Below are 1,616 nucleotides of genomic sequence, written 5' to 3'. Positions count from 1 at the left end.
AGCTGCAGGGCATCAGCATCGACGGCCGCACCGTCTATGACCTCAAGCTCGGCGACGTCACGCTGACCAGCTATCACGACAGCAACACCGGCCACGACATGCTGGCCTTCAGCTATCAGCAGGTCAGGCTCACCACCACGCCGCAGTCGCCCAACGGCGCCATCGGCACGCCCGTCACCTTCAGCTGGGACGTCGCCACCAGCACTGAAGACGTCAATATTCCCGATCCCGTCGTGCCGGACGGCAGCCCCACCGGCGGCGGCAGCGCCGCGGCTTACTTCCTCACCATCGACGGCGTCATCGGCGATTCCACCCGCCTTCACCATGAGGGCGCCTTCAACGTCATCGACTACAGTTTTGACGTCAGCGCACTGATCAGCGCCACCAGCGGCGGCGGCACGTCCAAGCCGACCTTCTCGCCGCTCACCGTCGATCTCGATCTCAATTCGGGCCTGACCGCGCTGCTCAAGGACGTCGCCACCGGCAAGCACATTCCCGCGATCGAGCTGCAGGGCATCAGCATCGACGGCCGCACCGTCTACGACCTCAAGCTCGGCGACGTCACGCTGACCAGCTATCACGACAGCAACACCGGCCACGACATGCTGGCCTTCAGCTATCAGCAGGTCAGGCTCACCACCACGCCGCAGTCGCCCAACGGCGCCATCGGCACGCCCGTCACCTTCAGCTGGGACGTCGCCACCAGCACCGAAGACGTCAATATTCCCGATCCCGTCGTGCCGGACGGCAGCCCCACCGGCGGCGGCAGCGCCGCGGCTTACTTCCTCACCATCGACGGCGTTATTGGCAATTCCACCGCTCTTCACCATGAGGGCGCCTTCAACATCATCGACTACAGCTTTGACGTCAGCGCACTGATCAGCGCCACCAGCGGCGGCGGCACGTCCAAGCCGACCTTCTCGCCGCTCACCGTCGATCTCGATCTCAATTCGGGCCTGACCGCGCTGCTCAAGGACGTCGCCACCGGCAAGCACATTCCCGCGATCGAGCTGCAGGGCATCAGCATCGACGGCCGCACCGTCTATGACCTCAAGCTCGGCGACGTCACGCTGACCAGCTATCACGACAGCAACACCGGCCACGACATGCTGGCCTTCAGCTATCAGCAGGTCAGGCTCACCACCACGCCGCAGTCGCCCAACGGCGCCATCGGCACGCCCGTCACCTTCAGCTGGGACGTCGCCACCAGCACCGAAGACGTCAATATTCCCGATCCCGTCGTGCCGGACGGCAGCCCCACCGGCGGCGGCAGCGCCGCGGCTTACTTCCTCACCATCGACGGCGTTATTGGCAATTCCACCGCTCTTCACCATGAGGGCGCCTTCAACATCATCGACTACAGCTTTGACGTCAGCGCACTGATCAGCGCCACCAGCGGCGGCGGCACGTCCAAGCCGACCTTCTCGCCGCTCACCGTCGATCTCGATCTCAATTCGGGCCTGACCGCGCTGCTCAAGGACGTCGCCGCCGGCAAGCACATTCCCGCGATCGAGCTGCAGGGCATCAGCATCGACGGCCGCACCGTCTATGACCTCAAGCTCGGCGACGTCACGCTGACCAGCTATCACGACAGCAACACCGGCCACGACATGCTG

At 64.7% G+C, this 1,616-nt stretch carries 1 protein-coding gene; it reads left to right on the top strand.

Annotated features, from left to right (window positions below):
- A partial coding sequence (locus tag GWG65_RS40120; protein ID WP_275200907.1) for a type VI secretion system tube protein Hcp occupies positions 1–1,616 on the top strand: 1,616 nt, incomplete at both ends.

Origin of the sequence: Bradyrhizobium sp. CSA207, from assembly GCF_029051685.1 — a bacterium.
Classification (GTDB): Bacteria; Pseudomonadota; Alphaproteobacteria; order Rhizobiales; family Xanthobacteraceae; genus Bradyrhizobium.
This window is presented reverse-complemented; position numbering and strand designations above follow the sequence as displayed.